This is a genomic window from Lentzea sp. NBRC 105346, assembly GCF_030269605.1.
GTDB lineage: Bacteria > Actinomycetota > Actinomycetes > Mycobacteriales > Pseudonocardiaceae > Lentzea.
The window spans coordinates 306,016-331,176 of sequence record NZ_BSTQ01000002.1 but is presented as its reverse complement, the minus strand read 5'-3'; the positions used below and the strand labels follow the sequence as shown (position 1 = coordinate 331,176).

General features: G+C 69.3%; 20 protein-coding genes. 13 read left to right on the top strand and 7 right to left on the bottom strand.

The genetic code is table 11. The features are described 5' to 3' along the window. The first annotated feature begins 373 nt into the window (after positions 1–373). Genes QSK35_RS05825 through QSK35_RS05810 form a run of 4 tightly spaced genes read left to right on the top strand, consistent with a single transcriptional unit; the run spans position 374 to position 3,715 of the window. The gene (locus QSK35_RS05825; RefSeq protein ID WP_285743000.1) at positions 374–1,066 is read left to right on the top strand and encodes a PAS domain-containing protein; all 693 of its coding nucleotides are present in this window, start codon (positions 374–376) and stop codon (positions 1,064–1,066) included. Then, a complete protein-coding gene (locus QSK35_RS05820) occupies positions 1,063–1,761 on the top strand; it encodes a GNAT family N-acetyltransferase (protein ID WP_285742999.1) in 699 nt (232 codons plus the stop codon). The genes QSK35_RS05825 and QSK35_RS05820 overlap by 4 nt, the downstream gene beginning before the upstream one ends. Continuing rightward, the gene (locus tag QSK35_RS05815) at positions 1,694–2,905 is read left to right on the top strand and encodes a cytochrome P450 (RefSeq protein ID WP_285742998.1); all 1,212 of its coding nucleotides are present in this window, start codon (positions 1,694–1,696) and stop codon (positions 2,903–2,905) included. The genes QSK35_RS05820 and QSK35_RS05815 overlap by 68 nt, the downstream gene beginning before the upstream one ends. A 33-nt stretch (positions 2,906–2,938) precedes the next feature. Then, positions 2,939–3,715 carry an IclR family transcriptional regulator gene (locus QSK35_RS05810; RefSeq protein ID WP_285742997.1) on the top strand — a complete coding sequence of 259 codons (777 nt, stop codon included), beginning with the start codon at positions 2,939–2,941 and terminating at the stop codon, positions 3,713–3,715. A 33-nt stretch (positions 3,716–3,748) separates the two neighbouring features. On the opposite strand, the gene QSK35_RS05805 is transcribed toward QSK35_RS05810, so the two are convergent. Further along, positions 3,749–4,399 carry a Crp/Fnr family transcriptional regulator gene (locus tag QSK35_RS05805; RefSeq protein WP_285742996.1) on the bottom strand — a complete coding sequence of 217 codons (651 nt, stop codon included), beginning with the start codon at positions 4,397–4,399 and terminating at the stop codon, positions 3,749–3,751. 110 nt (positions 4,400–4,509) lie between these two features. Here QSK35_RS05805 and QSK35_RS05800 point away from each other — a divergent pair, with 110 nt between their 5' ends. Continuing rightward, on the top strand, positions 4,510–5,451 hold the full coding sequence (locus QSK35_RS05800; RefSeq protein ID WP_285742995.1) for a helix-turn-helix domain-containing protein: 942 nt from the start codon (positions 4,510–4,512) through the stop codon (positions 5,449–5,451). 93 nt (positions 5,452–5,544) lie between these two features. Beyond that, entirely contained in the window at positions 5,545–6,243 is a 699-nt protein-coding gene (locus QSK35_RS05795) for a PucR family transcriptional regulator (protein WP_285742994.1), read from the top strand. On the opposite strand, the gene QSK35_RS05790 is transcribed toward QSK35_RS05795, so the two are convergent. Together QSK35_RS05790 and QSK35_RS05785 are read right to left on the bottom strand one after the other, a co-directional pair. After that, a complete protein-coding gene (locus tag QSK35_RS05790; RefSeq protein ID WP_285742993.1) occupies positions 6,229–6,672 on the bottom strand; it encodes a hypothetical protein in 444 nt (147 codons plus the stop codon). The genes QSK35_RS05795 and QSK35_RS05790 overlap by 15 nt on opposite strands. Continuing rightward, positions 6,662–7,183, bottom strand: a complete 522-nt coding sequence (locus tag QSK35_RS05785) for an RNA polymerase sigma factor (protein WP_285742992.1) — start codon at positions 7,181–7,183, stop codon at positions 6,662–6,664. The genes QSK35_RS05790 and QSK35_RS05785 overlap by 11 nt, the downstream gene beginning before the upstream one ends. Before the next feature lie 17 nt (positions 7,184–7,200). Between QSK35_RS05785 and QSK35_RS05780 the strand changes: the two genes are divergently transcribed. From QSK35_RS05780 to QSK35_RS05770, 3 genes are all read left to right on the top strand, one after another. Next, a complete protein-coding gene (locus tag QSK35_RS05780) occupies positions 7,201–7,665 on the top strand; it encodes a CoA-binding protein (RefSeq protein WP_285742991.1) in 465 nt (154 codons plus the stop codon). A 90-nt stretch (positions 7,666–7,755) separates the two neighbouring features. Continuing rightward, positions 7,756–9,579 (top strand): S8 family serine peptidase, encoded by a 1,824-nt coding sequence (locus tag QSK35_RS05775; RefSeq protein WP_285742990.1) that lies wholly within the window; start codon positions 7,756–7,758, stop codon positions 9,577–9,579. Between the two features lie 282 nt (positions 9,580–9,861). Beyond that, positions 9,862–11,088 (top strand): HNH endonuclease signature motif containing protein, encoded by a 1,227-nt coding sequence (locus QSK35_RS05770; protein WP_285742989.1) that lies wholly within the window; start codon positions 9,862–9,864, stop codon positions 11,086–11,088. Between the two features lie 212 nt (positions 11,089–11,300). On the opposite strand, the gene QSK35_RS05765 is transcribed toward QSK35_RS05770, so the two are convergent. Then, entirely contained in the window at positions 11,301–11,921 is a 621-nt protein-coding gene (locus QSK35_RS05765; protein ID WP_285742988.1) for an L-threonylcarbamoyladenylate synthase, read from the bottom strand. A 22-nt stretch (positions 11,922–11,943) separates the two neighbouring features. After that, positions 11,944–13,128 (bottom strand): zinc-dependent alcohol dehydrogenase, encoded by a 1,185-nt coding sequence (locus QSK35_RS05760; protein WP_285742987.1) that lies wholly within the window; start codon positions 13,126–13,128, stop codon positions 11,944–11,946. Positions 13,129–13,171: 43 nt separating this feature from the next. Between QSK35_RS05760 and QSK35_RS05755 the strand changes: the two genes are divergently transcribed. Continuing rightward, positions 13,172–13,669 carry a hypothetical protein gene (locus QSK35_RS05755; RefSeq protein ID WP_285742986.1) on the top strand — a complete coding sequence of 166 codons (498 nt, stop codon included), beginning with the start codon at positions 13,172–13,174 and terminating at the stop codon, positions 13,667–13,669. A gap of 45 nt (positions 13,670–13,714) precedes the next feature. Further along, positions 13,715–15,355 (top strand): glutamate--tRNA ligase, encoded by a 1,641-nt coding sequence (locus QSK35_RS05750; RefSeq protein ID WP_285742985.1) that lies wholly within the window; start codon positions 13,715–13,717, stop codon positions 15,353–15,355. Here QSK35_RS05750 and eccCb read toward each other — a convergent pair whose 3' ends face one another. Continuing rightward, positions 15,356–17,545 (bottom strand): type VII secretion protein EccCb, encoded by a 2,190-nt coding sequence (gene eccCb, locus QSK35_RS05745; protein WP_285742984.1) that lies wholly within the window; start codon positions 17,543–17,545, stop codon positions 15,356–15,358. It lies immediately after the preceding gene. Positions 17,546–17,698: 153 nt separating this feature from the next. On the opposite strand from eccCb, the gene QSK35_RS05740 reads away from it, so the two are divergent. Further along, positions 17,699–20,254: a glycoside hydrolase family 3 protein gene (locus QSK35_RS05740; RefSeq protein WP_285743599.1), complete on the top strand. Its 2,556-nt coding sequence runs from the start codon at positions 17,699–17,701 to the stop codon at positions 20,252–20,254. Between the two features lie 121 nt (positions 20,255–20,375). After that, entirely contained in the window at positions 20,376–21,467 is a 1,092-nt protein-coding gene (locus tag QSK35_RS05735) for a sugar ABC transporter substrate-binding protein (protein ID WP_285742983.1), read from the top strand. 53 nt (positions 21,468–21,520) lie between these two features. Here the strand turns inward: QSK35_RS05735 and QSK35_RS05730 are convergent, their stop codons facing one another. Further along, positions 21,521–25,105 carry an nSTAND1 domain-containing NTPase gene (locus tag QSK35_RS05730; protein ID WP_285742982.1) on the bottom strand — a complete coding sequence of 1,195 codons (3,585 nt, stop codon included), beginning with the start codon at positions 25,103–25,105 and terminating at the stop codon, positions 21,521–21,523. Positions 25,106–25,161: the final 56 nt, after the last annotated feature.

Genomic DNA, 25,161 nt, shown 5'->3' with positions numbered 1-25,161 from the left:
ACATTCACCCGGTTGGCGGGGTTTGGGACACCGAACCACCGATGGTGCGGTGTCCGGGCGGTTCGGTGGTACGGTCCGCACCTTTGGGTGCGGTGCGGTCGTAAAAGTCCAGGTCAGAGCGTACTTGGTAGGGCCGTTACGGTTGCTCTGACCGGCGCATCGGCACCGGGGCTGGGGTGGTGGTTCGGTCGGCCCGAACCTCCAGCCGGTGCGGACCACAACATTAGAGCGCGTTATTGACCCCGGCATTGTGATCTTCCTACTATTGTCCCTGTCGACAGCTTCGATATCCACGTTAATGAAACCGAAGTTCGTCGTTCACCGATTTCTTCCTGCAGAGTCGGGATTGAGCGAGTTCGAGGGGATAGTCTCGATGCACACTATTGCCGCTGGTACTCTCGCCTACGACCATTCCGTGTCCGGCGCCCGGGACAACGCCGTCGCCGACATCGACGTTTTCCGGTCACTGCTGGAAAGGTCGGGGCTCTGTCTGGCCAGCCTCGACCTGGACCTGCGGGTCGTCGAGGCGAACGACGACTTCGTGACCCGCTTCGGGCACTCCCGCGAGACGCTGCGCGGGCGCAGCTTCTACGAGCTGCTGCACCCCGGCGTGCACGGCCCGATGCGCCGGCAGTTCGAGCGCCTGCTCGACGGCCGCCGGCACCGCTTCGTCGAGCACCTCGCCGGGGTCGGCCCGCGCGACGCCGTGTTCACCGGTGACATCACCGGCATCGCGGTCCACGCGCCGTCCGGCGAGCTGGCCCTCATCGTCGTGGTGGTCAACCCGGAGAAGACCGACGACGCCAACGCCGTCGTGGTCGACCGCAACCGCATCCTCACGGAGCTCGACGCGAGAATCCTCGAGGGCATCGCGACCGGTGAGTCGACCGTACGCCTCGCGTCGCGGCTGTTCCTGAGCCGCCAGGGCGTCGAGTACCACGTCGGGACGATGCTGAAGAAGCTCAAGGCGCCCAACCGCGCCGCGCTCGTGTCGCGCGCCTACAGCCTCGGCGTGCTGAGCGTGGCGAGCTGGCCGCCGAAGGTCTCGCCCGACTACATCAAGTGAGCCTGATCGATGTCGACGACCTCGACGAGGGGGTATCCGTGCGGACGCGCGTCCGGGACCTCTTCGCCGAGGCCGCCGAAGCGACCGACGCGCTCGACCCGGAAATCCTGGTGTGCCACCGCAACGGCTCCGAACTTCGGGTCCGGGTCGCCAACAGCGTCCCCCGCCGCAGCGCCGTGCTCGCCATGCGCACCCGCCATCACGCCGAAGCCCTGCGCGGCTTCGGCGTGAGTGCTTGGGACGCCTACGACGAGGCCGCGGTGCAGCTGCTCTGCCTGGCCGATTCGGAACCGGTCGGCGCGATCCGGCTGGTGCACAACAACATCTGGCACGGCGAGGTGGCCGACGACTTCGGGCCGCTGCACCTGGGTGACGCCGGACCCGAGTTCGTGACGTTCAGCCGGGAGATCGTGGCCCCCGCGTGCCGCGGCGTCGGCGTGTCGGCCGTACTCGCGCTGGCGGCCTGCGTGCACTGGAGCCGGTACAGCGCCGTCGACGACCTGGTGGTCACCTCGACCGCGGCCGCCGCGCCGGGGCTCCAGGGACTCGGCCTGCGCCGCATGTCGTCCGTCGTCCGTATCGGGCCGGGGCGGATGCCGGCCGTGCTCATGGCCGGGAAGGTCGCCGATGCCCAACACCGAACCCGCGAACGGCTGTCCGGCAAGGGGTGGCGGCTCCGAACACCCGGCCTCTGACGAGGTGCTCGGCTTCCCTTTCGCCCCAGCGGGTTCACCGCTCTCGCTGCCGCCGATCTACGACGAGCTGCGCCGCGAACGCCCGGTGTGCCGCGTCCGCCTCCCCACCGGTGCGCACGCGTGGCTGGTGACGACGTGGGCCGACGCCAGGTTCGTGTTGTCCGACCCCCGGTTCAGCAAGGCCGCGATGACCCGGCCGGACGCCCCGAAGGCCCGCCCAGGCGAACTGCCGCGCGGCGTCCTGTTCACCACCGACCCGCCCGAGCACACGCGGCTGCGCGCCCTGTTGTCCCGCGCCCTGACCACCCGGCGGATCCTGTCGCTGCGTCCGCGCATGGTCGCGTACGCCGACCACCTGATCGAGCGCATGACCCCGCCCGCCGATCTGGTTTCCTCCTTCGCCGCGCCGCTGGCCATGCGCGCCACCTGCGACCTGCTCGGCGTCCCGGTATCCGACCAGGAACAGTTCGCGGCGTGGTCGGAGACCGTGCTCGCCGTGGACGGCCGTTCTTCTGGAGACGTCGAACGCGCGCAACGGGAACTGTTCGCCTACATCGGCGGCCTGGTCGAGACCCGCACTGGTAACCCCGGCAACGATCTGGTGTCCGACCTGCTGCGGCACGCTTCGCCCGAACCCGTCGTCGGCCTCGTGGCAACCCTGCTTGTCACCGGCTACGAGACGATGGCCGCCGGGGTGACCAACTCCGTGCTGACCCTGCTGGCCGCACACGGAAAACTGTTGCCGGACCTGGACTCCGACGCCCTGGAGGAGCTCTTCCGCTTCGCCGCCTTCGGCGACGCCCTACGCTCCCGCCGCGCCCTTCGCGACGTACGGGTCGGCCCGGTCCTGGTGCGCGCGGGCGACCTGGTCATGGTGTCGACGGCGTCGGCCAACCGCGACCCCTCGGTGTTCGGCGACGCCGACATGTTCCTCCCCACGCGCTGTCCCAACCCACACGTGGCGTTCGGCCGCGGCGTGCACTACTGCGCGGGCGCGAGCCTCGCCCGCACGCAGCTACGAATAGCGTTGTCCCGCTTGGCATACCGGCTACCCGGCCTGAGCCTCGCGACGCCGTTGGCGGACATCACGCTGCGGCCCGGCGGTTCCGAGTCACCACCGGAGCGCCTGCTGGTCCGCTGGTGAAAACACCAGCGGCCACCAAGCGATCATCTTGTGGTGGCCACCGAACCGCACAGGTCGCTCCGGGCAGTGCACAGCCGCTCCCCGGCGGTCACGCGCGCGGTGGCGATCCTGGAGGAGCTGGCGCGCTCGCCGCTGCCGCTGTCCCAGCTGGCGCGCCGGCTGGATCTGGCCAAGTCCACGGTCGCGAACCTGTGCGCGGCGCTGGAGGCGTGCCGCATGGTGCGCCGCGTCGACGGCCGGTGGACCCTCGACCACAAGGTCGTCGAGCTGGGGCAGGGCTTCCTGCCCGGGACCTCGGTGGTGGACGAGTTCGTGCGGTACTGCGCCATGCTGCCGGTCGCGTCCGCCGAGACGATCCTGTTGTCCGTGCTCGACGACATGGACGTCGTCTACTTGGCGCGCCACGACGGCACACAGAACATCCGGCTCGCTTCGGATGTCGGGCAGCGGCTGCCCGCCGTCGTGTCCGGTATGGGCAAGGCTCTGCTGGCCGCTCTGCCGCCGGGTGAGCTGGAGTCGCGGCTGGCCGCTCTGGATTCGCTGCCTCTTCTGACTCGGCGGTCGCACCGGGATGTCTCGGAGCTGCGGCGCGACCTGTTTGAGACGCGGCGGCGGGGGTATGCCATCGATCGCGAGGAGAACACCGACGGCGTCACCTGTTTCGGGATCGCGCTGGCGGGCGGGCGGAGTATCTGCGCCGCCGTCAGCGTGACCATCCTGACCGTGCGGCTGACGCAGGAGCTGCAGGACGCTCTGGTGGTGGATCTGCGGCGGCTGGCCGACCATCTGTCGATCGTTGCCGCACACTGATTCCATGCGGTGCCGTCCAATATGGATGGTCAATCAGTGGCGGGACCGCCGGCCCAGCGCAGCCGTGTCCGTCAACAGAATCGTCCGCCGCTCAATAACGATCCACCCGCGCTGAGCAAAGTCGGCGAGAATCTTGTTGACGGTATCCCGCCCGGACCCGATGTACTGCCCGAGCTCCTGCTGCGTAACGTCCTCGATAACGAGCCGCTGAACCCGTCCCGCCAGCCGCAGCAACGCCTTCGCGAGCCGCGCCGGAGCGTCGATCTGCACCAGGTCCATCCGCATCTGATGCCGCTCCCGGTGCCGGCGCGCCATGGTGCCCAGCAGGTGCTCGGTGATCTCCGGGCACATGACCAGCCACTTGTGCAGTGTGCCGAGCGCGATCTGGCCGGCCTCGATGCGGGTCATCGCGGTGGTAGTGGTGGCGCACGGCCCGGCGTCGAACAGGGTCGGCTCGGCCAGTACGTCGCCTGAGGCGTGGAAGTCCAGCAGGAGCTCCTTGCCGTCGGCCGACGAGCACGTCGTCTTCGCCTTGCCGGATCTGAGGACGTACAAGGTGTTGGTGCGCGCGCCCGCGGGCAGGATCACCGCGCCCCTGCTGAACTCGACGGGCTCCAGGGTGTGCGTGAACTGGCTCCAGACGTCGGGCAGGGAGGTCGGTCTCGTGAGGAGCTGCTGGGCCACGGGCCGGCTCCGTTCTCTGGACTGGTCTTTCGAGGTTAGGGCGGCCGAATCTGGCGTGGTGCTGAACAAAGTGGTCCTTGTGCCAGGGCGGAACCTGGTGGAATCGACGAATGTCGTCTGGAGACCTCGTCGCCCGCCTCCGGGAGGAGCTGCGCCCCGTCTACCGCGACGCGGCGCGCAACGCGGCGGGGTGGGAGAAGCGCGCTGTCGCCGTCGCGTCGAGTACGGGGGAGCGCCTTGCCGAGGCGAACGTCGGACGTTCACACCTCGTCGCCGCGTTGCGGCTCGTCGATCGGCTGCTGACCCAGACTGTGGCCTTGAACATGCGCGCCGCCGTGCAGGTTGCGGCTGCGGGCACCATTGTGGGAACCGAGATGCTCAGCGCCTACCACGAACGTCGTGTCGCGGCGGTGGAACCGGCGGGCTGGCCCGTGCCGCCCGCGGGGTCGACCGTGGTGGCGGTGCGCGCGGCCGGGTCGTCGCCGGCCGACGTCGAGAAGGCTTTCCGCGACCTGGAACCGGATGTCGTCGCTCGGCTGTCCGGGGCGGGCTCGACCACGTCGGGACACCTGCTGTTACCGCTGGCGGAAGTCGCGGCCACCGAGCTGTGCGGCCGGGCGCACGACGAGCTGTTCGGGTCGGTCTGGCTGTGCGTGTCCGGCCAGACGGCCGACGACCTTCCGGTGGTGTGCAAGGACGTCGACGAGCTGCTCGACCTGGTCACCTCGCTCGGGCGCCCGCCCGGTGTGTACCGGCTCGACGACGTGTTGTTCGAGTACGCGGCGGTGTCGACGCCGGAGGTGACCGCGGAGTTGAGCCGCATTGTGACGCCGCTGCTGGCGAACCCGGTGCTGGTGGAAACCCTGATGGCGCTGGTGGAGTCGGACGGCAACCGCGCCGTCGCGGTCAAGCGGTTGTTCATCCACCGCAGCACCATCGACTACCGGCTGTGGCAGGTGGAGCAGCTGACCGGGCTCTCGCCCGTCCATCCGCGCGACCTCGCGATGCTCAGCATCGCACTCGACGTGTGTGGTCGCGTTTCCACGAAGTGAGACCGGGATTCCCAAGACACACCCGAAATGCGTACGCCGTCTCAACAGGCTCTTTGTATGGTGCCGTGGGGAGCTGAACCTGGAGGCGGGCCTGTGACGATCACCGAGGCCGTGTCGTTGTCCCCGCCTTCGGACGCGCTTGCCAGGGCCCTGCTCACCGGTGAAGGGCCAGACGACCTGCCCACCGCGTACGCCGTCGTGGCCTGTCATTCGGCCGATCCGGCGGTCGTGGCAACCTTGGCGGCCCACGAGGACCTGCTCTGTGTCCTGGCCGGACCCGGCGGCTACCTGCTCGTGCCGTGCGCTTCGGATCGCATGGCCGGTGAGGCGGTGCGGGACCTGCACGTCCGGCTCACCGGCCACACGTGGATGGGCGTCGCCTGGGGCACCCGTAAAGACCTCGCGACCGTTCGCGCCACCGCGGCCGACCTGCTCACCCTCGCGCTCGCCTCGCGCCGCGATCCCGGCGTGTACGAACTGCGGCACCTGCTGGCGGGGTTCGCCGTGCTGCGGCGGCCCGACACCTCGGCCCGGCTGGCACGCCTGATCGAGCCGGTCGTCGACCGCCCCCAGCTGCTGGAGGCGCTGCGCGCGTTCCTCGCCGAGGACGGCAACCGCGCCGGCGCCGCCCGCCGGTTGCGCATCCACCGCAGCACGCTGGACTACCGCCTGCGCGCCATCGAACGCCTCACCGGCGCCCGGCCGACGTCCCCGCACGGCGTGCTGACGCTGGACGCGGCACTTACCGCGCACGCCGTGCGGTCCATCCGGCCGTCGTTACCCGTTCTCTAGCTCTTCCTTGCGGCGCAACAGATCCGCGCGCGTGCGCCGGGCGTTGACCAGAAGTACCCCAGCTGCCGCGACGAGCACGAGCCCCACCGCTACACCAGTGATCTTCGCGGTGATCGCGAGACCGATCGCCGTGACGGCCGAGAAGCCCAGTGCGAGCGTCGCGGCGACCACACGGTCGCGGGCGAACAGCGGTGCTCGCGTGAGCGCCCACGCGGCGAACACCGCCCACCCCAGTCCCATCGCCACGACGCCGCCGAACGCGACGTGGGTCCGGGCGGGCAGGGCCGGTTCCGTCGCCCACAACGTGCCGACCAGCACGGCCACCGTGAGCCCGGCCAGGCCCAGCGCGGCGTACCGCAACTTCGGCGTCAGCCGCCGCACGACGGTCTCCGCGGGCAGGGTCGGTTCCTCGAACCGGTCATCGTTCACCGTGGAATCCCCTTTCCACCAGGTGTTCGCGCAACATCCGGCGCGCGCGGAACAGACGTGACTTGACGGTGCCCGCCGGGACCCTGATGACCTCGGCGCACTCCTGCAGCGAGAGGTCGTGGACGTGGAAGAGCACGAGGACCTCCCGTTCGACCAGCGGCAGGCCCTTCAGGCCGTTCAGCAGCTCGATCCGGTCCAGCGGGTCCGGTTCCGGTACTTCCTCGGGTGCTTCGTCGGGTGGTTGCGCGTACTGGGCTCGCAGCCGGTTCATCAGCGACCTGCGCGCGATCGTGAACAGCCAGGGCGCGAACCTCTCCGGTTCCCTCAGCTTCGGCAGGCCGCGCAACACCGCGACCCAAGTCTCCTGGGTCAGCTCGTCGGCGGTCTCCGCGTCGCCGGCCATCCGGCGCGCGTAGTTCCAGAGCTGGGTGTGCCACGTCCGGACCAGCTCGGCGAGCGCGTCGCGTTCCCCGAGCTGACAGCGGACCACCAGCAGTGCGGTGGGATCCACGTCACCTCCTCCTCGTCATGAGAACAGTCGCCGCCGCGGTGCGCGAGGTTCATGCTGGAGGTATGGAATCTTGGGGTGAGTCCGTGCACTGGATTCTGGAGAACTGCCAGACCTGGGCGATCGTGGGGCTGGCCGACAACCCGTCGCGCGCCGCGCACGGCGTCGCGAGATTCCTGCAACGGCACGGCAAGCGCATCGTGCCCGTGCACCCACGCGCCGAGACCGTGCACGGCGAACCCGGATACGCGTCGCTGTCCGATATTCCGTTCGGTGTCGACTGCGTGGACGTGTTCCGGCGCTCCAGCGAGGCCGGCGCGTTCGCGGACGAGGCCGTCGCGATCGGCGCCAAGGCGGTGTGGTTCCAGCTGGACGTGGTGGACACCGACGCCTTCGCCCGCGTGACCTCCGCGGGCCTGCGCATGGTGATGGACCGCTGCCCGGCGATCGAGTGGCACCCCGGTTTGCCGCCAATCGGCCGGTGACCAGCGCGCACTGCGCTCGGTAACGTCCTGATCACGGGCCCGGACCCTCCTCCGGTTCGGGCATTCCCTGCCGATCAGGAGGTTCGATTCATGCTGCGCTTGTTCGCCGTGGCCTCGGCCGTGGCACTGACACTCGGCGTCGCACCCGCGGTCGCCGCACCCGTGGAGGGCGCATACCTGGTGCGCTTCGACGGGGTTCTGACCGACGCCCAGCGCATCCAGCTCCGCGCGCTCGGCGCCCGCGTCGGCACCTACGTGACCGGCTCCGGTTACGTGGTCCGGACGAAGGACGCCGCACGGGTGTCGCGTCTTCCTTACGTACGCGGGGTTTCCGCGTACTCAGCCCCGGCCGACGTGGTCGCGTTCGGCGGCTCCTCTCGTTTCCTGATCACGTTGGTCGACCAGGACGCTGCCGCCCAGCAGTCGGTCGCCTCGCTGGTGTCGTCGGTCGGCGGCAAGGTCGAGAACGTGTCGGCCAGCCGGGAACACCTCACCGCTGTCCTGACCTCCGCCCAGGCCGCCCGCGTGGCCCGTTCCGCCGACGTGCTCGCCGTCGGCGCCGTTGGCGAGGAGTCGACGGACATGGCGATCTCCCGCGAGTCGGGCGGCGCCAACTACATCGAGACCGCGGGCGGCTACCGCGGCCAGGGCGTGCGCGGCGAGGTGATGGACATCGGGATGCGCGCGACGCACCAGGAGTTCCGCGCCCGCCCGGTGATCATCCACAACGGCAACACCACCGAGGTCGGCCACGGCACGTCCACCTACGGCCAGATCTTCGCCTCCGGCGTCTCGCCCGCCCACCGCGGCCTGCTGCCCCAGGCGCAGGGCATCTTCGCCAAGTCCAGCGTCCCGGACCGGTACGCGCACACCAAGGAACTGGTGAACCCGGCCGGCCCGTACCGCGCGGTGTTCCAGAGCAACAGCTGGGGCAACAGCCTGACCACGTCGTACACGTCGATCTCGCAGCAGATGGACCGCATCGTGTTCGACCACGACATCCTGATCTGCCAGTCGCAGTCCAACGCGGGCACCCGCAACTCGCGCCCGCAGGCGTGGGCGAAGAACGTCCTGTCGGTCGGCGGCCAGTACCACTACAACACGCTGTCCCGCGCGGACGACAAGTGGAACAACGGCGCCAGCATCGGCCCCGCCGCCGACGGCCGCATCAAGCCGGAGATCTCCAACTTCTACGACCGCATCGACACCACGTCCGGCAACTCGGACACCGCGTACACCACGTCGTTCGGCGGCACGTCCGGCGCCACGCCCATCACGTGCGGCAACGCGGGTCTGCTGTTCCAGATGTGGGCGGACGGCGTCTTCGACGGCGGTCCCGGCAAGGCGCGCGACGTGTTCGCCTCGCGGCCGCATGCTGCTACCGCCAAGGCGCTTTTGATCAACTCGGCCGACCAGTTTCCGTTCTCCGGCACCACGGCGGACATGACCCGCGTGCACCAGGGCTGGGGGACCGCGTCCGTGCGGAACCTCTACGACTCCGCGAAGGCCTCGGGGTGGAAGCTGCCTTTGCTGGTGAACGAGACCGACCTCGTGTCCAACGGGCAGGTTCGTCGCTACACCGTTTCTTCCAGTGGTACCAAGCCTTTGAAGGCGACGCTCGCGTACACCGATCCGGCCGGGTCGCCTACCGCTGCTCTGGCTCGGGTCAACGACCTCACGCTTCGGGTCACTGCTCCGAATGGGACTGTCTACTACGGCAACAACGGGCTGTTGGCTGGGAACTGGTCCACGCCCGGTGGGTCGCCCAATGCCATTGACACCGTGGAGAACGTGTTCGTTGAGAAGCCTGCTGCTGGGACTTGGACCGTGGAAGTGTTGGCTTCGCAGGTGAATGTGGACGCTCACGTGGAGACTACGGCTACCGACGCTGACTTCGCGCTCGTGGTTTCTTGATCTTGGGTGTTTCGGCCTTCGGCCGCCACGTCACCCTTTTCGTGCGTGCCAGGCGCTGGGCGCCTGTCCCGCACGAAAAGGGCGACGTACCGAGAAGGTGGTTGGCTGCCGTCGTGGTCCCGATCCGTTGGCTGGGTTGCGTTGTGTTGTGCGGTTGCGGGCGTGGCTGGGATGAGTGGCTTGCGTTTTGATCGTTTCTTGAAAGCGGTTCACCCGATCGTGTAGCTTGTTTTCGCTGGTAAACGGGCTGTTTGCTCGTGATCTTGCGGTAGAGTCGAACGCATGGTCGACACGGATCTGTCCCTCCTCTCCAGCGGTGAGCTGCTCGACGGCTTCGCCGCCCTGGAGGTGCAGAGTCGTGTCCTCGCCGAGCGGAAGTTGCGGTGGATCGCCGAAATGGACCGGCGTGGCCTGGCCGTCGAGCTGGGTTACAAGGACCTGGTCGGAGTGTTGAAGGATCGGGTGCAGTGGGATCCGGCTGTGACGCGGGCGAAGCTGCGTAACGCGCGGCGGTTGATGCCGCAGCTCGGTCCGTCCGGCGGTGAGACCGCACCGGTGTTGCCCGCCACCGCGGAGGCGATGGCCGAGGGCGGGGTGACCGAGGAGCATGTCGAGGAGATCGCCAAGGCGATGAAGCGCATGCCCAAGGACGCCACACCGGAGCAGACGGCCTTCATCGAGCAGCAGCTCGCCGATTACGGGCGCCAGTTCGAGCCGGGCGGCATCCGTGGCTTCGGCAAGAAGATCGTGTACCGGATGTTCCAGAACGACGAGGAACCCGATGATCGGGATCCGGCGCCGCCGGGCAACCAGATAGTGCTGCGTGAGCAGCACGGCCGCCTGAAGCTCTGGGGCGACATCGACCTGATGACCGGCGCGAGGTTCCAGGCCGCACTGGACCCGCTGTCCAAGCCCCGCCCCACCGACGCCGAAGGCCCCGACCCGCGCACCCTGGCCGAACGGCAAGGCGACGCCTTCGCCGAGCTGATCGACCTGATGCTGCGCGCGGACGTCATGCCCGAGCATGGCGGCGAAACCGTCACCATGGCCGTCACCGTCTCCTACGAGGATCTGAAGGCCAACGTCGGGTCGGCGGTGCTGGACAGCCAGGAACGCATCCCGGTCAAGCAACTGCGCAGGCTCGCCTGCGACGCGGGCATCATCCCGATCGTGCTCAGCGGCCGCTCCCAGCCACTCAACGTCGGCCGCAAAGCGAGACTCTTCAACACCGGCCTACGCCGAGCCCTCGTCGCCCGCGACCGGGGCTGCGCCTTCCCGGGCTGCAACCGTCCGCCACGGCACTGCGAGGGCCACCACATCAAACCGTGGTTCGAGGGCGGCAAAACCAGCCTGCACAACGGCGTCCTGCTCTGCCGACGACATCACGACCTGATCCATCACAGCGACTGGGAAGTGAAGCTCCGCAACGGAATCCCGTACTTCATCCCACCGGCGTTCCTCGACCCGCTACGCCAGCCGAGACGCAACCCACTGCACATGGTGAGCTGACGCATGGGAAAAACGGTGCCAACTCAAGCCACCTCATGGCGACCACGCCCGCAACCGCACCGAACGAACGCAAGTCTGGACAGGATCGAGACCACGACGGCAGCCAACCACCGTCTCGGTACGTTGGCATTTTCGTGCGGGCCAGGCGCTAGGGCGCCTGGCCCGCACGAAAATGCCAACGTGTCGCGGCGCAGCCGCGTCAAAGCCAAGGATCACTCGAACCGAGAAGTATCCCCAGCCCCAACGCGAACGATCTCCGGCTCTCCCTGCGAGAAGTCGATCACCGTAGTAGGCGTAGTCCCACACTCGCCGGAGTCGATGACGGCATCCACCACGTGATCGAGCCGCTCCTTGATCTCCCACCCCTGAATCAACGGCTCAGCCTCATCCGGCAGCAACAAGGTGGAAGACAGAAGAGGCTCGCCCATGGCAGCGAGCAGAGCCTGAGTGACCACATGCGACGGAATCCGAGCACCGACCGTCTTCTTGCGAGGGTGCATCATCCGCCGCGGCACCTCCTTGGTAGCCGGAAGGATGAACGTGTAGTTCCCCGGAGTGGAAGCCTTGATCGCCCGGAACACGTCATTGTCGACGTGTACGAACTGGCCGAGCTGAGCGAAGTCCTGACACATCAGCGTGAAGTGGTGCTTGTCGTCGAGCCGCCGGATCTCCCGGATGCGGTCGATGCCGTTCTTGTTGCCGAGCCGGCAGCCGAGCGCGTAGCACGAGTCGGTGGGGTACGCGATCAGGCCGTCGTCCTGCAGGATCCGCACCGCCTGGTCGATCGCGCGGCGCTGCGGGTTGACCGGGTGGACGTCGAGGTACTTCGCCATGGGCCGGGAGCATACGGGGCGATCATGGTCGAAGCAGAACCTTGACCGCGCCGTTCTCCTTCTTCTGGAACATGTCGTAGGCCCGAGGTGCCTCGGCCAGCGGCAGGTGGTGGGTCGCGAAACCCTCCACACCGAGCGGGTCGGAGTCGACGACCAGCGGCAGCAGCGACGGAATCCAGTGCCAGACGTTGGCCTGGCCCATGCGCAGCTGCACCTGCTTGTCGAACATCTGCAGCATCGGCAGCGGGTCGGCCGCGCCGCCGTACACGCCGACGATCGAGATCGTGCCGCCGCGGCGCACCACGTCGATCGCGGTGTACAGCGCCTTCAGGCGGTCGATGCCGGCCTTCTGCATCAGCTTCTCCGAGATGACGTCCGGCAGGAAGCCGGTGAACTGCTGCGCGAGGCGTGCGACCGGGGCGCCGTGCGCCTCCATGCCGACGGCGTCGATCACGGCGTCCGGGCCGCGGCCGGCGGTCATGTCGCGGATGACGTCGGCGAGGCGGTTGCCGTGGGTGCGCAGGTCGAGGGCCTCGACGCCGCGGGCTCGGGCCCGGTCCAGGCGGTCCGGGACGATGTCGACCCCGATGACCGTTTCGGCGCCGCGGTGCTGCGCGATGCGGCAGGACATGTCGCCGATCGGGCCCAGGCCCAGGACGACGATCGAGGAACCCGGGGCGACGCCCGCGTACTCGACGGCCTGCCACGCGGTGGGCAGCACGTCGGACAGGTACACGAACCGGTCATCGGGCGGGCCGTCCGGGACCTTGATCGGCAGCGTGTCGCCGAACGGGACGCGCAGGTACTCCGCCTGGCCGCCCGGCACCTGGCCGTAGAGCTTGGTGTAGCCGAACAGGGCCGCGCCGGTGCCCTGCTCGCGCACCTGGGTCGTCTCGCACTGCGACTGCAGGCCCCGCGCGCACATGAAGCACGAGTTGCACGAGATGTTGAACGGAATGACCACGCGGTCACCGGGCACCAGTGCCGTGACCTCGGAACCCACCTCCTCGACGACACCCATCGGCTCGTGGCCGAGGATGTCTCCCTCTGTCATGAACGGTCCCAGCACCTCGTACAGGTGCAGGTCGGAGCCGCAGATGCCGCTGGACGTGATGCGGACGATCACGTCGGACGGCTCCTTCAGCACCGGGTCGGGGACCGTGTCCACGCGGACGTCTCGCCTGCCGTGCCAAGTCACTGCCTTCATGACCGAAGGCGTTCCCCGCGCGAACAACGGGTAACCAACCGGTATGACACTCGTGGATCGCTCCGGGCCCGAGCTGCTCGGCGTGTACCTCAACGACCACTACACCGGCTCGGTCACGGGCGGCGAGCTGGCGAGCCGCATCGCCGAGCAGTTCAAGAAGACGCCGGCCGCGCCACGGCTGCGCAAGCTCGCCGCCGACGTCCAGGAGGACCGCGTCACGCTGGTGCGGCTGATGAAGGTCCTCGGCCACGACCCCAAGGCCTACCGGGCCGCGCTGGGCTGGGTGGGGGAGAAGGCGGGCCGGCTCAAGCTGAACGGCTACCTCGTCAAACGTTCGCCGCTCAGCGCCGTGCTCGAGCTGGAGACGATGATGCTCGGCGTGCAGGGCAAGGCCGCGCTGTGGCGGTCGCTGCGCGAGCTGAAGGACGCCCGGCTGGACGAGGCGGAGCTCGACAACCTGAGCCGCCGCGCCGAACAGCAGATCGAGCTGCTGGAGGAGCTGCGAGTGACGGCGGCCAGAGAGGTCTTCAGCGCAGGTTGATAGCCTCAACGGCACTTCCCGAGGTGTCTTGGAGACTCATCAGCCATGCTCGACCGTGCCGTTGTCGACGCCCTGTTCCCCTCCGACCTGCCCGAGCCGGAGCACTGGGAGCAGCAGTACCCGCCGCGGCGGTTGCCGGAGGGTGCGAAGGTCACCCGCCTGGGGCCGTCGCCGACCGGGTTCCTGCACATCGGCGGCCTGTACGTCGGGCTGCTCGACCGGGACATCTCCACGAACTCCGGCGGCGCCTACATCGTGCGCGTCGAGGACACCGACCAGGCGCGTGAGGTCGAGGGCGCCGTCGAGCAGTTCAACCGGGCGTTCGAGTACTTCGGCATCGTCCCGGACGAGGCCGACGACCGGGGTGCCTACGGTCCGTACCACCAGTCGCAGCGCGAGTCGATCTACCTGACCTACGTGCGGGAGATGCTGCGCCAGGACAAGGCGTACCTGTGCTTCGCCACGAAGGACGAGCTCGCCGACATCACCGCCCGCCAGCAGGCGACGAAGCTGCCGACCGGCTACTACGGCCGCTGGGCGATCTGGCGTGACAAGTCCGCCGAGGAGGTCCAGGCCAAGCTCGACGCGGGTGAGCCCTACGTCGTGCGGTTCCGCTCGCCGGGCAAGGCGGGGGAGCGGGTCAGCTTCTCCGACGCCATCCGCGGCACGCTGGAGCACGAGGCAAACCGCAACGACGTGGTGATCCTCAAGGCGTCCGACCAGTCGCCGCGGCTGCCCACGTACCACTTCGCGCACGCCGTCGACGACCACCTGATGCGCGTCAACCTGGTGATCCGCGGCGAGGAGTGGATCTCCAGCGTGCCGACGCACCTGCAGCTGTTCGACACGCTCGGCTTCGAGCGGGTCGAGTACGCGCACATCGCGCCGCTGATGAAGCAGCAGGGCGGCAGCCGCCGCAAGCTGTCCAAGCGCAAGGACCCCGAGGCGTCGGTCGACTTCTACATTGAGGCCGGCTTCCCGGCCCGCGCCGTCCAGTACTACCTGCGCGGGCTCGCCAACGGCCGGCTCGCCGAGCTGCCGCTGGACGAGGCGCTGAGCTCGCCGATCAGCCTCGACGACTGCGGTGTCGCCGGGCCGCTCGTCGACCTGGTGAAGCTCGAGGACATCAGCGCGGACCTGGTCGCCACGATGAGCGGCGAGGAGATCATCGACGCCATCAAGCCGTGGGCGCAGACCTACGACCCGGCGCTGGTCGAGCTGCTGGACAACGAGCGCGAGCTCGCGCTCAAGGCCCTGGCCGTCGAACGCGGCGCGGACGTCGCGAACCCGCGCAAGGACCTGCGCAAGTGGTCGGACTTCCGCCCCGCGTACGGGTTCTTCTTCCCAGCGCTGTTCGAGCTCGTCGGCAACGACGACGAGCGCCTCGGCGGGCTCGACCCGAAGATCGTGTCCGCGGTCGCGGCCGACTTCGCGAACAACTACCAGCACCTCGAGGACGGGCAGGAGTGGTTCGGGCAGATCCGCGCGCTGCTCGAGCCGCACGGGTTCGCCCCGAACCCCAAGGAGTTCAAGAAGAACCCGGACGCCTACCACGGCTCGATCCGGGAGGCGGCGCAGCTGATCCGCGTCGCGCTCACCGGCTCGACCCGCAGCCCGGACCTGCACGCGGTGGCGCGCACCCTCGGCGAGGACGAGGTTCTGCGCCGGGTGCGCGCCCTCGTCTGATCAGCCGGCAGGCGACCAGGCGACCTGGATCGTCCGCTGTCCGGCCGGGGAGGAGAGCACGCCCCGGCCGGGCGGCATCGGCGTCGGCATGAGCCCGCTCATCGCCTCCGCCGTACCCGAGGTGCCGCTCAGCATCAGGACGGACGTCTCGTCCGGCGGGAACGCGGCCAGGAACGAGTCCTGCTTGATGTGGTGGTGCCGGGACGCGATCACCACGTGCAGGCCGATCTGCCGGGCCGACGGGAAGAACTCGGCGAGCGGCTGCAGCGGGTTGTCGTACGCGGCGAGCAGGTCGTAGTCATCGACGACCACATACAGGTTGGGGCCGCTCCACTCGTTGCCGACCCGTTTGCGCAACGACGCGACCACATCCGACATGGGGTCCTTCAGCGCGTTCGCGGACGGGGCGTACTGCAGCAGGTGGTCGCCCCACTCGCCCGACATGTTGGACTTGCGGGGGTCGACGAGGATGAACAGCGCCTGGGCCGCCTCGTGGGTGCCGATGATGCCCTTCAGGTAGGTGCGCAGCGCCGCGCTGCGGCCCGACCCCTCGTCGCCGTACACGAGCAGGTGCCGCGTGTCGCTCGCGAACACGGTCTGGTGGTCGCCCTCGGTGATGCCGAGCGGGATCCGGTAACCGGTGGTGGACAACGATGTGCGGAGCACCTCATCCGGCAGCGGCCGCATCTTCGGCGGGGCATCGTCGACCGCGGGCACGTCGACGTCCGCCAAGGCGATGAGGAACCGACGGCTGGAGCCGTCGATGCCGTGGCCGGGGCCGGGATGGCGAACGGTCGTGTCCACGACGGACGTCGCCGGGTCGGTCAGCGTGAGCTCCAGGCGCGTGCCGAAGGCGCCGTAGAACTCCGGCGCCAGCTCGGACCAGCGGCTCGCGGTCAGCACGACGTGGATGCCGAAGTCCGCGCCGCGGCTGACGAAGTCGACGAGGTAGTAGCGCAGCCACTCCTGCAGTGCCGCGCCCGGCCAGCCGTCGACGACGACCACGACGTCGGCGGGCTCGTTGTTCACCATGCCCTGCTCGGCCACGTGGGCGCGGTAGTCGGCGATCGTGTGCACCCCCGCGCCGCGGAGCGCCTGTTCCCGGCGGCTGATCAGGTCGCCGATGGACCTGGTCACGTGCCACACCATCGTCGGGTCGGACGAGGACACCATCGCGCGGCAGTGCGGCACGTCGAGCAGGGTGGTCAGCGCGCCGCCGGTGAAGTCCAGGCCGTAGACCTGCACCTGCGCCGGGGTGTGGTTCAGGGCGAGGGACGTGATGAACGTCTTCAGCAGCGTCGACTTCCCGGAGCCGTGCGCGCCGACCACGACGACGTGACCGTCCAAAGCGGACAGGTCGACGAGTAGCCCGGTGTAGCGGCCGAGCTCGGGGTTGTCGATCAGGCCGATCGGCACCGTCAGTGGCGGCGCCGCGGCCGTGATCGCCGACAGCGCGAGCTCGGTCAGCGGCGGCTTGACGAAGTCCAGCGCCGGCGTGCCCTTGCCGGTCAGCTGGGCGGCCGCCAGCTGCAGCAGGGTTCCGCCCTCGGCCGGCTGCGAGACGAAGCAGGGACCGAACTCGGTGCCGTCCAGCAGAGCCGCACCCGGCGCACTCAGAACAGCGACGCGCTCCAGCCACTGCGGCGCGTCGCTGTCGCCGCTCGCCAGCAGGTGGATGCCGTGCTTGCGGCCGTACCAGGCGAGGTTCCACAGCACGTCGAACCACTCCGGCGACACGCTCTCGAGCGCGTCGACCACGAGCACGAGGTCGGTGAGCGGTTCCGCCGAGCCGGACCGGCGGTTCAGCTCACCGCGCAGCGCCTGCTGCAGCCGGGTGTCGTCGGACGGCGTCGCGCGCTCGACTGACGCCAGCACGTGCGGCGCCTGCGCGAGGTCGGCGAACGTGCGGTCGGGCGTGCCGTCCACGAACACCACGTTCAGGTCGGCGGGCGAGTGCGTGAGCATCAGCCCCAGCGCGGCGGCGCGCAGCAGTTCGGACTTGCCCGAGCGGTGCCCGCCGCGCACGTAGAGGTGCGTCCCGTCGAGGTCCAGCACCACCGGCACACCGGACGCCGTGGCGCCGATCGGCACCTTCGACCGCCGCGCGGGTGGCAGCGAGGCCCACATCTGTTGCACGTCGAATCCCGCCGGGTCGATCCCGAGCAGGCCGAACAGGTTGGTCTTAGCCATAGGTTCCCCCTATCCCCAGGAAGGTCAACTTAGGGGAGGAGATTTCCCGGCACAAATTCGTGAGAGCGTTCCCATTGACTGTCGCAGGTAGGCCGGATGAGGATCTGCGCCATGCCTCGAAGAAGCGTCGTCGCCGCACTGCTCGGGCTCACCATGATCGCCGGCGGGACCGCCGTCGCCGATCAGGAGTACGGCCAGCCCGTCGTCGGCGCACCCGAGCAGGAACACGGGTGCGCGAAGATCGAGAACAACCGCCCGCTGGCCGACTGGCCGAAGGTGCGCAGTCAGGTCGGGCGCAGCGAGTCCGACGAGAAGCGGATCCGGAAGATCCTCGCGGGCATGACACTCGCCGAGAAGGTCGGGCAGATGACGCAGCCGGAGATCGGCGCCATCACGCCCGACGAGGTCCGCCAGTACGCCATCGGCTCGGTGCTCAACGGCGGCGGCTCGTGGCCGAACCGCGACAAGCACGCGACCCCGCAGGCCTGGCTGCAGCTCGCGGACGCCTACTACGACGCGTCGAAGGCGTCCCGGACCGGTGTCCCGGTCATCTGGGGCATCGACGCGGTGCACGGCAACAACAACGTCTACGGCGCCACGCTCTTCCCGCACAACATCGGCCTCGGCGCCGCGCACGACCCGTGCCTGGTGCGCGACATCGGCCGGGCGACCGCCGAGCAGATCCGTGTCACCGGTCAGGACTGGGCGTTCGCGCCGACGCTGGCGGTCGTGCGCGACGACCGGTGGGGCCGCACCTACGAGGGCTTCTCCGAGGACCCGCGGATCACCCGCGCCTACGGCTACGAGGCCGTGAAAGGCTTGCAGGACAACGCTCACCGCCGGATCGGCGAGGACGGCGTGATCGCCACCGCCAAGCACTTCATCGGCGACGGCGGCACCACGGGCGGCAAGGACCAGGGCGTCAACGCCTCGTCCGTCCAGGACATGATCAACATTCACGGCCAGGGCTACTACGGCGCGCTCGCCGCGGGCGCGCAGACCGTCATGATCTCGTTCAACAGCTGGACGAACGACGAGATCAAGGAGGGCAAGCTGCACGGCAGCAAGCTCGCCCAGACCGAGATCCTCAAGGGCAAGATGGGCTTCGACGGCCTGCTCGTGTCCGACTGGAACGGCATCGGCCAGGTCACCGGCTGCACCAACGCGAGCTGCCCGCAGGCGATCAACGCCGGTCTGGACGTGATCATGGTGCCGAACGACTGGAAGGCGTTCATCGCCAACACGACCGCGCAGGTCGAGTCCGGCCAGATCCCGATGAGCCGCATCGACGACGCGGTCACCCGCATCCTGCGCGTCAAGCTGCGCGCGGGTGTGCTGGACGGCGAGAAGCCGTCGCAACGCGAGCACGCCGGTGACGCGAAGGGGTTGCAGGACAAGGAGCTCGCCCGCGAGGCCGTGCGCGAGTCCATGGTGCTGCTGAAGAACAACAAGCGCGTGCTGCCGTTGTCGAGGCGCAGCAAGGTGCTCGTGGTCGGCAAGAGCGCGGACAGCATGCAGAACCAGACCGGCGGCTGGACGCTGTCCTGGCAGGGCACCGGCAACACCAACGCCGACTTCCCCAACGGCACCACCGTTCTCGGTGGGCTCAAGCAGGCGCTGGGCGACGCCAACGTGACCTTCAGCGAGGCCGGTGACGTCGATCCGAAGGGCTTCGACGCGGTCATCGCGGTCATCGGTGAGACCCCGTACGCCGAGGGTGTCGGCGACATCGGCAAGCGCACGCTGGAGGCGGCGAAGCTCTTCCCGGGCGACCTCGCCGTGCTGGACAAGGTCTCCGGCAAGGGCACGCCGGTCGTCACGGTCTACGTGTCCGGCCGTCCGCTGTACACGAACAAGGAGATCAACCGCTCGGACGCGTTCGTCGCCGCGTGGCTGCCCGGCACCGAAGGACAAGGCGTCGCCGACCTGTTGATCCGCGGACGCCACAACGGATTCAGCGGCAAGCTGTCCTACTCGTGGCCGCGCAGCGCGTGCCAGACGCCGCTCAATCCGGGACAAGAGGGGTACGACCCGCTGTTCAAGCTCGGCTATGGGCTTCGCGACTGGCAGACCGGCAACGTGCCCGTGCTCGACGAGTCGTCGCCGACCGGCAACTGCAGCGGCGGTGGTGGCGGCGGAAACGCGACCGAGGACCTGGAGATCTTCAACCGTCAGGACATCGCGCCGTACAAGTCGTTCATCGGCTCGCCCGACAACTGGAGCGGCACGGAGATCGGTCCGGACGGCGAGGCCGCGCACAGCTCGATCAACACCGTGCCGACCGACGTCAACGTGCAGGGCGACGGGCTGAAGGTGACGTGGAACGGCACCGCGCCCGGCCAGGTCTATCTGCAGGACCCGGCCGGCGGCAGCGACCTGCGCGGGTACCTCAACGCCGACGCCGCGCTGGTGTTCGACGTGATCGTGCACCAGGCCCCGGCGAACCGGACCGTGGTCAGCGTGCACTGCGTGTACCCGTGCTTCTCGGAGGTCGTGGCCACGAAGCTCTTCCAGGACCTGCCCGCCGGCACCAAGGCCAAGGTCAAGATCCCGGTGTCGTGCTTCGCGAACACGCTGGACTTCGAGAACGTCAACACGCCGTTCCTCGTCTACACCGACGGCGCGTTCCAGGCGTCGTTCGCCGACGTCCGCTGGGTGCCCAAGGCCGGTAAGGATCCCGACGCGAAGACCTGCGCCGAACTCACCTAGTGCCATGAAGGGCACCTTCGGGACACCAGACGCCCCGAAGGTGCCCTTCAGGGCAGTCCGTTGCGTCTCACCGCGTAAACCAATCCTTGACATCGGTGTGACTTGAATTACGGTTCACCGAATGCCGAGCAGGTCTGGAAGAGTCGTCGCGATCACATGTGCCCTGGTGATCGCGTTATCGGCGTGTGGGACGGCGAAAAGCAACGAGGGGCAATCCAGTACCAAACCCAAGGTCGGCGTCATCCTGCCCGACACCACCAGCTCGGTGCGCTGGGAGCGGTTCGACAAGCCGTGGCTGGAGAAGTACCTCGCGGGCGCCGGCGTCGAGGCACGCATCGAGAACGCGCAGAACGATCCCAGCCGGTTCGTGCGGCTCGGCGAGGAGATGATCTCCCAGGGCGTGAAGGTGCTGCTGCTCGGCGCGGTGGACGCCGCCAGCGCGTCCCAGGTCGAGAAGAAGGCGAACGAGGCGGGCGTCCCCGCGGTCAACTACGACCGGCTCACGGTCGGCGGCAGTGCGGACTACTACGTCAGCTTCGATGGCGAGGCCGTCGGGTCCCTGCAGGCCGAGGGACTCCTGAAATGCCTCGGCGGCAAGCCGAAGGCGCGGCTCATCGAGGTCGAGGGCGCCAAGACGGACAACAACTCCACGTTGTTCTACAACGGACAGCAGAAGGTGCTGAAGCCGAGGTACGACGCGGGCGAGCTGAAGCTGGTCGCGAACCAGTGGATCGAGAACTGGGACAACAAGCTCAGCGGTCAGCAGTTCGAGCGGATGCTGACGGCGGCGGGTGACGACGTGGACGGTGTCGTCGCGGCGAACGACGGGTTCGCGCAGGAGATCATCGCCGTGTTGAAGCGCAGGAACGTCAAGGTCCCGGTGACCGGCCAGGACGCGACGGTGGAGGGCCTGCGCGCGATCCTCGCCGGCGACCAGTGCATGACGGTCTACAAGTCCATCCGCGAGGAGGCCGCCGCGGCCACCGGCCTGGTCAGCGCGCTGGCGAAGGGCGGAACGGGGAACGCTGACACGGTCGCCACGCAGACCATCAAGGACCCGCAGACGGGCCGGGAGATCAAGTCGCTGCTCCTCACACCGGTCGCGATCACGAAGGACAACGTCCGCGTGGTCGTCGAGGACCAGGCTGTGCGCATGTCCCAGCTGTGCACCGAGGACATGGCGCAACTCTGCCGCAACGCGGGCCTCTCGTAGTGCCGTCATGGCCACCTTCGCGGACCCCAGGTCCGCAAAGGTGGCCATGACGGTCAGCAGGGGTCGGCGTAGTCGATGTCGGGGAAGTGGGTTGACCACTGCTCGCGCGTGATGCGCTGGTAGTCGCACACCTCCGCGGCCACCGCGTCGACCGACGTCTCCCAGACGCGCACCTGCCGCTCGTTGCCCGCGGTGATCACCGTGTGGCCGTCCGGTGCGAACACCACGGACGGCGAGGTGGCCTGCTGCCCGTGGATCGTCCCCGTCAGGCGCGGCCGGGAGCGATCGGAGATGTCCCACACCCGGATCGCGTCGCCGGTCGCCACGAGCGTGCGTCCGTCGGGGCTGTAGGCGACGGAGTACACGTGCTCGAACTCGTCGCCGAACGAGCTCAGCACCCGCCCGCCGGCGGCGTCGACCAGGCGTAGGCCGTGCAGCGCACCGGACAGCGTGAGCAGCCCATCGGGACCCCACGCGCCGCTCGCCGGACCGTCGTTGGGATCGAACGGCGCGTCCAGCTCGCGCGGCCGGGCCGGGTCCGACACGTCCCAGAGGCGCGTGGTGCGCGGTCCACCGCCGCCGCCGGTGACGAGGGTGCGGCCGTCCTTGCTGAACAAGGCCAGCCAGGCCTGGCGCGGATAGCCCGGCAGCGAGGTGAGCTCGCGCCGGGACGCGACGTCCCACAGCCGCACCCCGGTCGCGCCCGCCACCGCGAGCAGCTTCCCGTCGGGACTGAACTCCGTGGCGAGGGTTTCCTTGTCCAGCTCGGTGATCATCGTCCCGATCAACCGGGGCGCGCGCGGTTCGCGAACGTCCCAGAGCCGCGTGACGCCGTCGTCGCACGCGGCGGCCAGCGTGTTGCCGTCCGGGCTGAACGCGACCGAGCGCACGAAGTTGCCCGGATCGGTGATCGTGGCGAGCGGGATCCGCTCCCGCCGCGGGGTCACCTCCCACAGCCGCACGGTCTTGTCCCAGCTGCCGCTGGCCAGCACCTTGCCGTCGGGACGCAGCGCGACCGAGGAGACGAGGTCGCCGTGGCCTGCCAGCGGCAGGTCACGCAGGTCCTGCAGGCGCACCTCGGAGCCCTCGGCGATCACGAGGCCCTGTCCGTCGGGGGTGAACAGGACGGTGAACACGCCGCCCGCCAGCACGGTGATCGGCTTGGGGCGCTTGATGTCCGTGACGTCCCAGAGGCGGGTGTCCCCGGCGCCGACCGTGGCGAGCGTGCGCCCGTCCGGTGAGAACGCCGTGCCCCAGGTGAGGCCGGTGTGCCCGGTGAGCACGCCGATCTCCTTCGGATCATCCACATCGGACACGTTCCACAGGCGGATGTCGTGGTCCCAGCTGGAGGTGGCGACGACGGTGCCGTCCGGGCTGAACGCGCCGGACCACGTCACGTCCCGGTGACCCACCAGTTTGCCCGCCAGCCGCGGCTTTCCGAGGTCCGTCACGTCGATGAGCTGCGCGATCGTGCCGGTCGCGGCGATGATGCGGTTGCCGTCGCGGCTGAACGCGACGTTCGTCGGACGGCCGGCGAGGCCCGGCAGGTGCGCCAGCTGGCGTGGCGTGCCGGTGACGTCCCACAGCTTCAGCGAGTTGTCGCCGTAGGTGACGGCGGCGATCTTTCCGTCCGGGCTGACGGCGACCGCGTGCGGTTCGATCGGCGTGCTGTCCAGCGCGGGCAGCTCGCGCGGCGACGACGGCGTGGTGATGTCCCACAACCGCACCGCGGTCAGCCCGACGGAGATCACCGTGCGGCCGTCGTTCGCGAAAGCGGTCAGCTTCTGCTCGTCGGGCAGCGCGAGCTTGGCCAGCACGCGCGGGTGGTGCAGGTCGCTCACGTCGGACAGCCACAGCTCGCGCCCGGCGGCACTGCCGGCGGCGACCAGGTGGCCGTCGGGGCTCAGCGACAGCCGCATCTCCCCGGTCATGCCCCGGATCTGCGCTGCCCGCGGCGCGGCCTGCGACGAGAGCAGGTGGTCGCGCGTCTCCGCGTTGGGCGCGAGCTTGTACGCGGCGAGGCTCAGCTGCCGGGACAGGGCCGGGTTGGCGTTGGCGAGCGACTCCGCGTCGGTGTCGGCCTTGCGCGCGATGGCGATGTTGCGCTGCTCGGTCACCTGGTTCTGCGCGCGGATCGCGGACCCGATGGCCGTCACGGCCAGCACCAGCAGCACGGTGAGCAGCCCGACGAGCTGACGCAGCCGGCGCGTGCGGCGGCGGGCGGCCTCCAGTTCGGCGGACTCGGCGTCGACGCTCGCGGTCAGGAACTCGCGTTCCCGCACGGTCAGCGCCTCGGGCGTCACCCACTCCCGCGCGAGCGCGAGCCGGGCACCCCGGTACAGCCCACCGGGGTCGCGGTCGAGCGACTCCCACGCGGCCGTCGCCTCGGTGAGCTGGTGGTGGATGCGCAGCGCGTCGCGGTTGTCGTCGAGCCACCCGCGCAGCCGCGGCCAGCTGCGGATCAACGCCTCGTGGGTCAGGTCGACCGCGTTGGCGTCCAGCGTCACCAGCCGTGCGGCGGCCAGCCGTTCCAGGACGGTCGTGGTCTGCGGGTCGTCGTCGAGGCTGCTGCGCGCGACGCGGCGCTTGGTGTCCTCGGTGCCGTCACCGAGCGCGGTGAGCCGCTGCAGGATCCGGCGGGCGACGTCCTGTTCCGCGGGCTCCAGCGACGTGTAGACGTCCTCGGCGCTCTGCGCGATCGCGTACCGCACACCGCCGGTCTCCTCGTAGGCCTCCAGCGTCAGCCGCGTGCCGCGCCGCCGTTTCCACGTCTCCAGCAGCACGTGCGAGACCAGCGGCAGTGCCTGGTGCTCGGCGGCGAGCGCGGACACCAGCGCGCTCTCCACCGTGTAACCCGCGCGGACCGCGGGCTGGGTGATCGCCTCGTACAGTTCCTCGGGGCTCATCGCGCCGACGAGGATCTGCGCGTCGTTCAACGCGTCGACCAGCTCCGGGTACTGCCCGCAGTGGCCGTGGAAGTCCGAGCGCACGCCGATGACGACGTGGGTGTCGCCGCGGACGAGCTCGCGGATGAACGCCGCGCGTTCCTGCGGGTCACGGCACAGGGTGAAGACCTCTTCGAACTGGTCGACCACGACGAGGTCGGCGCCGTCGGTGGCGCGCCACTCGTCCATCGGGTGCGCGCCGGGCGTGATCACCTTCGCCTCGCCCTCGGTCCGCGGCACGAGCCCCGCCCGCAGGATCGAGGACTTGCCGGAACCGGACGCGCCGAACACGCCGACGAACCGGCACTCGGCGACCTTGGTCATGAGCTGGCGGACCAGCTTGTCCCGGCCGAAGAAGCGGTCAGCGTCGCCGGGCTGGAACGCGCCGAGCCCCACGTACGGCGGTTCCTGGTCGTCGGACGAGGAGCTGTACTCGGCCGCCGCGGCCTGCCATCTTCGGCGCCACTCCTCGGCGTCACCGCCGCACGCCTCGACGTAGGCCAGGGTCACGGCGAGGCTCGGCAGTTTCCGGCCCCCGGCGGCCTCGGCGAGCACGGTCACCGAGTAGTGCGCCGTGCGGGCCAGTTCGCGATAAGTCGGTTTACCTGCTTTCTCACGCAACTTTCTCAGGTCGGCGGCGAAGGCGGGAAGTGTGCCCTCTTCCTGGTCGATCGGTCTTTCCGGCCGTGGCATGTGCAAACCCCCTCGGCCGGGATTGTCCCCAGATTGTTTGTCCGGCGTCCAGTCAG

Excerpts from the sequence above, each read along its gene's own strand:
- QSK35_RS05825 (WP_285743000.1), top strand. The coding sequence starts at position 374 with ATGCACACTATTGCCGCTGGTACTCTCGCCTACGACCATTCCGTGTCC.
- QSK35_RS05815 (WP_285742998.1), top strand. The coding sequence starts at position 1,694 with ATGCCCAACACCGAACCCGCGAACGGCTGTCCGGCAAGGGGTGGCGGC.
- QSK35_RS05800 (WP_285742995.1), top strand. The coding sequence starts at position 4,510 with ATGTCGTCTGGAGACCTCGTCGCCCGCCTCCGGGAGGAGCTGCGCCCC.
- QSK35_RS05780 (WP_285742991.1), top strand. The coding sequence starts at position 7,201 with ATGAGAACAGTCGCCGCCGCGGTGCGCGAGGTTCATGCTGGAGGTATG.
- QSK35_RS05775 (WP_285742990.1), top strand. The coding sequence starts at position 7,756 with ATGCTGCGCTTGTTCGCCGTGGCCTCGGCCGTGGCACTGACACTCGGC.
- QSK35_RS05770 (WP_285742989.1), top strand. The coding sequence starts at position 9,862 with ATGGTCGACACGGATCTGTCCCTCCTCTCCAGCGGTGAGCTGCTCGAC.
- QSK35_RS05765 (WP_285742988.1), bottom strand. The coding sequence starts at position 11,921 with ATGGCGAAGTACCTCGACGTCCACCCGGTCAACCCGCAGCGCCGCGCG.
- QSK35_RS05760 (WP_285742987.1), bottom strand. The coding sequence starts at position 13,128 with ATGAAGGCAGTGACTTGGCACGGCAGGCGAGACGTCCGCGTGGACACG.
- QSK35_RS05755 (WP_285742986.1), top strand. The coding sequence starts at position 13,172 with ATGACACTCGTGGATCGCTCCGGGCCCGAGCTGCTCGGCGTGTACCTC.
- QSK35_RS05750 (WP_285742985.1), top strand. The coding sequence starts at position 13,715 with ATGCTCGACCGTGCCGTTGTCGACGCCCTGTTCCCCTCCGACCTGCCC.
- eccCb (WP_285742984.1), bottom strand. The coding sequence starts at position 17,545 with ATGGCTAAGACCAACCTGTTCGGCCTGCTCGGGATCGACCCGGCGGGA.
- QSK35_RS05740 (WP_285743599.1), top strand. The coding sequence starts at position 17,699 with ATGATCGCCGGCGGGACCGCCGTCGCCGATCAGGAGTACGGCCAGCCC.
- QSK35_RS05735 (WP_285742983.1), top strand. The coding sequence starts at position 20,376 with ATGCCGAGCAGGTCTGGAAGAGTCGTCGCGATCACATGTGCCCTGGTG.
- QSK35_RS05730 (WP_285742982.1), bottom strand. The coding sequence starts at position 25,105 with ATGCCACGGCCGGAAAGACCGATCGACCAGGAAGAGGGCACACTTCCC.